The sequence below is a fragment of the Enterococcus lemanii genome (genome assembly GCF_016909125.1).
GTDB lineage: Bacteria > Bacillota > Bacilli > Lactobacillales > Enterococcaceae > Enterococcus_I > Enterococcus_I lemanii.
This window is the reverse complement of the sequence record NZ_JAFBFD010000061.1, coordinates 1-9,346: the sequence shown is the minus strand read 5'-3', so window position 1 is coordinate 9,346 and position 9,346 is coordinate 1. Positions and strand designations below refer to the sequence as shown.

General features: G+C 35.3%; 7 protein-coding genes. All 7 read right to left on the bottom strand.

The features are described 5' to 3' along the window. Positions 1-104: 104 nt before the first annotated feature. The 7 genes from asnS to JOD14_RS12630 all read right to left on the bottom strand — a co-directional run bounded on the left by asnS (position 105) and on the right by JOD14_RS12630 (position 9,217). On the bottom strand, positions 105-1,403 hold the full coding sequence (asnS, locus tag JOD14_RS12660; protein WP_204655142.1) for an asparagine--tRNA ligase: 1,299 nt from the start codon (positions 1,401-1,403) through the stop codon (positions 105-107). 44 nt (positions 1,404-1,447) lie between these two features. Then, positions 1,448-2,638 carry a pyridoxal phosphate-dependent aminotransferase gene (locus JOD14_RS12655; protein WP_204655141.1) on the bottom strand — a complete coding sequence of 397 codons (1,191 nt, stop codon included), beginning with the start codon at positions 2,636-2,638 and terminating at the stop codon, positions 1,448-1,450. Positions 2,639-2,665: 27 nt separating this feature from the next. Beyond that, positions 2,666-3,166 carry a cell wall elongation regulator TseB-like domain-containing protein gene (locus tag JOD14_RS12650; protein WP_239576209.1) on the bottom strand — a complete coding sequence of 167 codons (501 nt, stop codon included), beginning with the start codon at positions 3,164-3,166 and terminating at the stop codon, positions 2,666-2,668. Between the two features lie 40 nt (positions 3,167-3,206). After that, the gene (locus tag JOD14_RS12645) at positions 3,207-5,984 is read right to left on the bottom strand and encodes a helicase C-terminal domain-containing protein (RefSeq protein WP_204655139.1); all 2,778 of its coding nucleotides are present in this window, start codon (positions 5,982-5,984) and stop codon (positions 3,207-3,209) included. Positions 5,985-6,115: 131 nt separating this feature from the next. Beyond that, a complete protein-coding gene (locus JOD14_RS12640) occupies positions 6,116-6,316 on the bottom strand; it encodes a cold-shock protein (RefSeq protein ID WP_204655138.1) in 201 nt (66 codons plus the stop codon). Positions 6,317-6,711: 395 nt separating this feature from the next. After that, positions 6,712-7,890 (bottom strand): GNAT family N-acetyltransferase, encoded by a 1,179-nt coding sequence (locus tag JOD14_RS12635; RefSeq protein WP_239576208.1) that lies wholly within the window; start codon positions 7,888-7,890, stop codon positions 6,712-6,714. 76 nt (positions 7,891-7,966) lie between these two features. Continuing rightward, complete coding sequence (locus JOD14_RS12630; protein ID WP_204655137.1) at positions 7,967-9,217, bottom strand: PTS sugar transporter subunit IIC; 1,251 nt, start codon at positions 9,215-9,217, stop codon at positions 7,967-7,969. Positions 9,218-9,346: the final 129 nt, after the last annotated feature.

The following is a 9,346-nucleotide window of genomic DNA, read 5'->3' as shown; positions in this document are numbered from 1 at the left end:
TTTAAAAAGCCAAAATTAAATAACAAAAAAAGAAGAACCTGAGTCCTTCTTAATTATACGGATATTGCTAAACAACACTATTTGACAAAGAGCCACTTTTTTATTTATGGATATAAACGATTTAACAAACGTGGGAATGGACTTGCTTCACGAACATGTTCAATTCCTGCTAGCCAAGTAACGGTTCTTTCTAATCCTAAGCCGAAGCCAGAATGAGGTACTGAACCATAGCGACGTAAATCTAAATACCAAGAGTATTCTTCTTCACTTAAACCAAATTCACGAATTTTTTCTAATAAGAAATCATAATCCGTCACACGTTCAGAGCCACCAATGATTTCACCGTAACCTTCTGGTGCAATCATATCTGCACAAATGACAATATCTTCGCGTGTTGGATGTGGTTTCATATAAAATGGTTTAATCGCTTTTGGATAATTCAAGATGAAGACAGGGCGATCAAATGAATTCGCAATAAATGTTTCATGAGGTGAACCAAAATCATCGCCCCAAGTAATATCATCAAATCCATTATCATTTAACATCTTCACCGCTTCATCATAAGAAATTCTTGGAAATGGTAGTTGTGTATATTTTTCTAAAATCGCTCGATCGCGGCCTAACACATCTAAAGCCTGTACACAGTTATCAAGCACCCCTTGAACTAAGAAAGAAACATATTCTTCTTGAACAACTAAACTTTCTTCTTGTGTCGTAAAAGCCATTTCAGGTTCCATCATCCAAAATTCAATTAAGTGTCGACGAGTTTTAGACTTTTCAGCTCGGAATGTTGGTCCAAAAGAAAAAACTTTACCAAAAGCCATCGCTGCTGCTTCCATATAAAGTTGTCCTGATTGGGACAGATAGGCTTTTTGATCAAAATAATCTGTTTCAAATAAATCGGTCGTGCCTTCTGGAGCAGAACCAGTTAAGATTGGTGGATCAATTTTTACAAAATGGCGCTCATTGAAAAATTGATAGGTTGCACGAATGATTTCATTACGGATTTGCATAATCGCGTGTTGTCTTGAAGAACGTAACCATAAATGACGATGATCCATCAAAAATTCCGTCCCATGTTCTTTTGGTGTAATTGGATACTCATGACTTTCGCCAATAACTTCAATTCCTTGAATGCCAATTTCATAACCAAATTTTGAACGATCATCTTCTCTGATTTCACCAGTCACCATGATTGATGTTTCTTGGTGTAAATTTTTCGCAATTTGGAAAATTTCTTCACCAACTTCATTTTTTACAACAATCCCTTGAAAGTATGCTGTTCCATCTCTTAATTGCAAGAAAGCAATTTTGCCACTTGAACGCTTATTTGCTACCCAAGCGCCAATTTTAACTGTTTCGCCCACGTGATTTTTTGCATCGATAATTTGAATTTGTTTCACTTGTGTCTCTCCATTCTATTTTTTAAACATCCTTTAAGAGTGTATTACTTTTGACGCTTTTTTTCAACAAAAGCTTTTATTCTTTTAACCACTTCTTCTAGGGTATCCCAATCTGTTGCATAACTGATTCGAATATTTTCAGGAGAACCAAATCCAGCACCTGTCACTAAAGCTACGTGCGCTTCATTTAAAAGAGCCTCAGTAAATGCTGTGACGTCAGTATAACCACATAAATCCATTGTTTCTTTCACATTCGGGAATAAGTAAAAGGCACCTTGAGGTTTCGCACATTTCACTCCTGGAATTTCTAAAACAAGTGGATAGAGACGGTTTAAACGCTCTTCAAAGGCCAATCGCATCGTTTCAATAGAATCTTGTGGACCATTCAACGCTTCTAAAGCAGCATATTGACTAACTGCTGAAGGGTTACTCGTTGCTTGTGAAGCAATATTAATCATTGCCGTAATAATTTCTTGGTTACCAACTGCAAAACCAATTCGCCAGCCGGTCATTGAATATGTTTTTGATACACCATTAATGACAATCGTCTGGTTACAAATAGCCTCTGACAAAGTCGCAATTGGTGTAAATTCGGCGCCATTATAGACAAGTGCACCATAAATGTCGTCTGCTACAATTAAAATATCATGTTCGACTGCCCATTCGCCAATTGCCAGTAACTCTTCTTTTGTATAAATCATCCCTGTTGGATTTGATGGGCTTGTTAGCATGAATGCTTTGGTCTTACTTGTACGTGCTTGTTCAAGTTGTTCAGTGGTTACTTTAAATTGATTTGTTTCTGCGCCATCGACGAAAACAGGTACACCATCTGCTAAACGAACTTGTTCTGCATAACTCACCCAATAAGGAACTGGTATAATGACTTCATCCTCTTCATCAAGTATGGATTGAAATAAAGCATACAGTGCAAATTTTGCTCCGTCTGTAACAATGGTTTGTGATACGTTATAAGTCAAACCATAATTCCTTTTAAAATAATCAACTACTGCTTGACGAAGCTCAGGAATCCCTGCACTTGCTGTATAAAAACTAGCTTTTCCAGATTCAATTGCTTGAATAGCCGCTTGTTGAATGTTTTTTGGTGTTACAAAGTCTGGCTCACCTAAAGTGGCGCTTAATATGTCTAAACCTTGTGCCTTTAATTCTTTCGCTCTAGCCGCTGTGGCTAAAGTAACAGAAGGTTCTAAATTACGAACACGTTTTGATAATTTCATTATGTATAGCCTCCTTATTATTTTTATTTACTCAGATTGGATACTTTTAAGTAGCGTCCCATCTTTAAAATCAAGCAAGTAATAATGCAAATTATTCGAAGTTTTTGTCATTACCTCCCAAACAACTTGACCTTCAAACATCCCTAAGGTAATTTTCTTTATTTTTTCATTTGAAAACGCGTTGTTGATAATGGCGCGCACCTCTGTCTCATCTAGTCCGTCACTTTGATCTAAAATAGTCATTTTTTCTCCTGATTTAGGAATAATAATAATTTTTTCTTTTCCGTCTTCATCCTCTCCGATTAAAGAGAAAAATGTTTCCTCACGCGTGTACCAATAAAAATGATCGACCCTTTTTAAAGCAACGTGTTGTTGTGCCAATTGAATGGCTTCTGCTTTCGCTTGCCGCATCGGTCTGGAGGCACGAATATAAAAAATAGTTGAAAAAAATATAATTAATAGTAAAAGGACTATCCCCATAAACAAAGCAAGGACTTTTTTTTGCTCTTTTGTCTGTTTACTTTCCAAATCGCTTGCTCCTTTTATAACACCTATTGTAACAAAAATCTCATTGTTTTTTAAATGTTTTTTCATTATTTTCTTTTGAATTTAAAAATTTACAAGTTGCATCACGGGCTTCGCTTAACGATACGCGTTCAATTGGTAAACTTTTGGGCAGTGCTTGCTGTAATTGTTTACCATAAGAGGCATCCAATATCCGTGAATCAAGTAAAATAAATACACCTTGATCTTCTCTTGAACGGATTAAACGACCTAGCCCTTGTCGAAGTTTAAGCGATACTTTGGGCAATGCTTCTTGTTTAAAGTAATTTAAACGTTGTTCTGAAAAATAGCGCGTTTTTGCCTCAATCATTTTACGGCTCGGATGTTCAAACGGTAGTCGGGTGACAATTATTAATTCTAAAGAACCCCCCGGTAAATCGACGCCTTCCCAAAAACTATCTGCCCCAAATAAAATTGAGCCTTTTGAGTGTTTAAAACGCCTTAAAAGCCGTTCTCGACTACCACCAATTCCTTGGGCCAATATTTCACGTCCGTTTTCTAAAAAATGAAGATGCATCCGTGCATAAACATCCTGTAATACCTCATGAGATGTAAATAAGACTAACGCTGATTGCTCATTTTTTTTCAAAAGTGTGGTAATTGATCGTGTTAAATAGGTTACATAGCTTTCATAATCTAAATCTTTTAACGCTACTTCCTCGTCAACCACATAAAACTTGGCTTGTAATTGATAATCAAATTCAGAAGGGAAAGTACGTACTTTTTGCGCCGTTATTCCTAAGCGTTGTGCAAAATAGTGCGGCTGCCTTGGTACTGTTAAAGTACCGCCTAAATAAACAATCTTTTTATAACGCGGGTACCAGCTCGTTTGAGGTAGCAAAGTTGCTGCTAAGTCAATTAACTCTAAACGAGCAGTGTTTTGACTTGCATACAGATAAATTTTATGTACATATTGACTTTCCCAAGCATAAAACCATTTTTTCATCATTTGAGCCTGAAGTGTCATCTCAGAAAATAAAGAAACTAATTTCCCAAAAATAATTTTATCACGTTCAAGCCATTGTTCTTGAAGGTTTAGACTAAGTGCTAGTAACCGTTCTTGTAAAAACAAAGCTTCATCATAGTATAAAAAAAGTTTTTTCTCTAATTTGTGAACATCCTTAGATGCAAGCCACTGCTCGTGTTGAAGAATATGAGTCACTTTGACCGGTTGTTCTTTAAATTTAGCAGCAATAATTTCTTCTTGTAATGTATAAATTTCTATCAATTCTTCTTGGTATAAATCAAAGAGATGGTTCGCTTCAATATGATTGGCGAAGAGGTTTTCAATTTGATTAAATAGTTGTCCTTCATCTTGATAGCTTTTTATCAAACGTTGAAACTTCTCTGTATCGACAAATTGATTGCTAACTTTTTCAACAATTTCAGGCAAATGATGTGCCTCATCAATAATTAAATAATCACTAGCAGGTAAAAGCGGTTGAGTTCTTTGCGTTTCTTGTGCTAAAAAGGCATGATTTACGACTAACAAATTACTTTGGTTCATTTTTTTATATAAATAGCGTAAAAAATCCTCTTCATAAAAAGGTTGATTTACAAGTAAAAATTCAACACCACGATGACGGATTTCATCAAAAAGCAAATGACCTGCTTGTAAAATATTTAATTCACCTAGATCCCCCGTCTGTGTTTGTGTTAACCAAACTAAAATACGCATTTGATAAAGCGTGTATTGCTTTTGACGCAACGGTTTATCTAATGTGACTTTGAATCGTTGTAAATCAATATAGTGGTGTTTTCCTTTTATAATTATCCCTTGTAATGGGCAAGGTAAGATCGCATTTAACTTGGGTAAATCTTCCTCCATTAACTGTTGTTGTAACAAAATGGAAGCCGTACTAACAATCACCGGATTTTGCGGTGTCGCTATAAAACTTAATGGAAAAAGATAACCAATTGTTTTTCCCATTCCTGTTGAAGCCTCAATAAATAAGTTTTTTTCAGTTCCTTCAGTAAAGTGTTGATAAACTAAATTCATCAAACGTTGCTGTGACTTTCGATATTCCATTTTCGTATAAAAAAAAGACTGTTTTTCTTTTTTTGTTTTAGGATAATGATTGGTAAAAAGAGGCGTTTCAAATAATTTATTTTCTTTTTTTCTTAAGGCGATTCCATGAACAATTTGTAAATCATCCACCAGTACTTGCGGATTTTTTCTCATCATTTCAAGAAGATACGCAATAAATTGTCCTGTTTGATAGCTAGTGGCTCCGCTTAATTCAAGCAACTTTTCCATTGTAATTAAAGGAAGTTGTTGGGCTGTTTCTTTTATATAAAGTAATAGATTTGCGGTTACTTCCGCATCACTTAATGCTTGGTGGGGATTTTCATGTTCAAAACCAAAACGCTCTGCTAAGTCATTTAAACGGTAGCTCGTTTCGGTTGGTAAAAAAATCTGTGCTAACTCTACCGTATCTACTCCAGGTATTTCGAGGGGTGGTAAACCACAACGAATGAATTCTTCATTTAAAAATTGGTAGTCAAAATGAATATTATGTGCAACAAAAGTTGTCTCGCTTAACAAGTGATAAATTGTCCACGCAATATCTTCAAAATATGGTGCTTTTTTCACTTGATAAGGCGAAATTTTCGTTAAATTTATAATCTGTTTCGGTATTGGTTGACCTGGATTTACATCTGTTGCGTAGCGGCCAACAATTTGATTATTTTCAATTAAAATACAACCTATTTGAATAATACGATCCGTTTTAGGATTGGTACCTGTTGTCTCGATATCCACAACAGCAAAAGTTGGATTCATTTTCTCACCCTCTTCACTCTTGGTATTATACTATATTTTACCTATTTTTTGAGCGTTTCTGGTATTTTCTCAATTTTTGCATAAAAAAAAGATGAAGCTTTCACTTCATCTTTTGGCTAATTTAAATTTAATTAAGCTTTGTGAACGTTTGTTGCTTGAGGGCCACGTTGACCTTCTTCAACATCGAAAGTCACTGCTTGACCTTCTTCTAAAGTTTTGAAACCTTCGCCTTGGATTGCTGAGAAGTGAACGAAAACGTCTTTTCCGTCTTCTGCAGTGATAAATCCAAAACCTTTGTCTGAGTTAAACCATTTTACTGTACCTGTTTCCATGTTAAAAAATCCTCCTTGTGTTCCACACACATATTTTGCAATTCGTTGTTAAGGTGAAAATTTGGAAGATGTTTTAAGATGAAACAAACTACCATAATTTACCATGACAATAACTACAAAAACAATTATAGCACAAACACAGGAAAGAAAACAGGCTTTTTCTAAAGATTATTAAAATATTTTTTTATTTTTTAATAATCGAGCAATCATTTCTCTACCCGTCAAAATTTCTTTTACAACGATTATTCTTCAATTTTTTTATTTTATTAAAACGTCCTCTGTAGGAATCGAACCTACAACTAAATCTTAGGAGGATTTTGTAATATCCATTTTACTAAGAGGACCAAACACTCTGTTTATTTTAACGAGAAAATAAACAGAGTGCAAGATTGTTTTTAAAAATAATCTTCTAAAAGAGGCGCTTCTTGCGGGAATATCGAATCCAGGATCGACTTTAACTCTATTTCTGCTTGGATTTTATTTAAAAATAGCAAGTAATCAAATGATTGATAACCTAAAAATAATTGTGTGTAGGCTTGAATCGTACCCGTTAAGCGCGGCAAAGAAGTTTTTAAAACTTTTTGAATTTTAATATTTCTATTGTCTTCTCGTACAATTTCATAAATCCCTTGATTCCAAGGAGCATAGATATCTTCTGTCATTTCAATTGCAAAAGATTCCGTAAGACGCTCAAATGGAAAAACATTTAAAAAGGCTTCAAAATCAACAATTCTCGCCATCATTTCCGGTCGAATTTGAGCCTTTTGAATGGGAACTTGCGTCCATGCAAATGGCGTCTTTCCGTTAAATGCTTGCTCATAGTAAAATTCACTAACAGAATCAATATGAGAGGCAATATAGCGATTTAAACCATGATAAGCATCTAACGTTTGATAAAGCCATTCAACACAGGTAAAAACCCCAGCCTTTATTTGATAAACCAAGTACCCTTGTGCTTGTTGTTTATCATCATAATAAATGGCAAAATAATTTGAACGGTGCAAATCAAACTTATAATCGTACCACCATTCCTCTCGCACAAGTGCACCTGGTTTTTTTTGCATCACTTTTTGATAAATTTGTTTCAGCTCTTCTTTTGCTTGAATCCACGTTTTTTTCCTAATTTCACCTTTAGTTTTTGGTCCAATCTCCCACTCTTTACTTGGTAATCGATAAGAAATTCGTTCAAAAAGGAGTTCATAACCGTAACGACGATAAAATGGGTAAGAAAAAGGCGCTAGATAAGAAAATAAAATATTTTGCTCATAACAATCACGTAAAATTTGTCGCATAATTTCATCGATTCTGCCACCACCACGAAAAGATGGATCCGAAGAAACAAAACCAATTCCCATCATCGAATGAACTTGATTAAAAAAATTAACTTTAAATGGAGTCGCTATCACTTGGCTAGCTAAGTGATCACCTTCAAAAGAGCCGTAATTAACAGAATGTTGGGCTAAGTAATTAAAACGTTCTTGATAAGCACCACTTGTATCTAGTTGAAAGGCATATTGCGCCAATTGAAACATTTGCTCATATTCTTCTTGATTCATTTTTTTAATTTCAGGCATCCCTTTCACTCCTAACTTTAAATTTTCACGAAAAAAAACAAAGCCTCAGGATTAGCCAAGGCTTTGCTCAAAATACCTAAGCATTTTGTTCGCGTTTTAACTCTTGTAAAACTCCAATTCTAACAAATGGTAAGTAAATTAGAACAGAAACGACTAAGTTCACTGCTGCTAAAATTGCACCTGAAATACTTTGTGTTGCTAAAAATCCGCCTAAGATTGGTGGTGTTACCCAAGGAGGCATAAAGGTTGCTGGTGGCACGATTCCTAGCTTCGTTGACCAATAAGCAATCGTTACTAAAACCATTGGCGTTAAGATAAATGGAATAAACATAATTGGGTTTAAGACAATTGGCAAACCAAATAACATTGGTTCGTTAATATTGAATAAACCTGGTGCTGCACTTAAGTTATTGACTACGTTGTAAGCTTTATTTTTACGACCAACTAAGTAGATCGCAATAATTAAACCAAATGTTGCACCCGTTCCACCTAAGTTAACAAAACTATCTATAAAAGGTTTATTAACAATATAAGGAGCTGCTTTACCTGCAGCAATTGCGGTCACGTTTGCTTCAATAGCTGGTGCATTAATTGTTTGCATAAATGGATCAATCATATTTGCTCCATGTAAACCAAAGAACCATAAGAACGGTGTAATAAAAGCAATTAATAATGCTGAAGGATACGTGCTTGCCATCCCCATGAAAGGTTCTTGAACAGCTAGATAAAACGCGCCTACAATATCCGTCACACCAAAAGCGGCAAAGATTGCTGCTACTAAGCCAAATAAACTGATAACAATCATCGCTGGAAGTAGCGCTGCAAATGAACGTGCAACTGCTGGTGGTACGCCATCAGGCATTTTGATAACTAATTTATCATTACCAATTAATCGAATAAATAATTCCGTTGAAATAATACCAACAATAATCGCAATAAATAAGCCTGTACTAGACATGCCTGTTGCGCCACCTAAGGCAAAGAATGAACCGAGTGAAACAGCCCCTGCCGCAACACCGTCTTTACCATAACCTTGTGCAAGGTTATAAGCTAACAAGAAAGCAATAAAAACAGACAAAATAGCAAATGTTCCTGACCAAACCGCGCCGCCAAATCCTGTCCAAGATTCGCCACCAAAAATCGCATTCATTGCATTTTGAAAAACGGGTAGTGGTAAGTTATTAATCATTACTACCAAGGCGCCTAAAATCATCATTGGCATGGTTACCATAAATGCATCACGAATTGCGACTAAATGTCGTTGTGCCCCAATTTTTGAAGCAACTGGAACAAATTTTTCTTCCATAAATTGTACAAATCCGTCCATCTTTCATTCCTCCTATTTAGAACTACTTAAAAACTCACTAGTGGTGCAAAGATTTTTTCACACTAAAAATTGCTATTATTACTATTCAGACGCAAAAAAGTCCTTTATACTGAATCAAGGATGACTTAT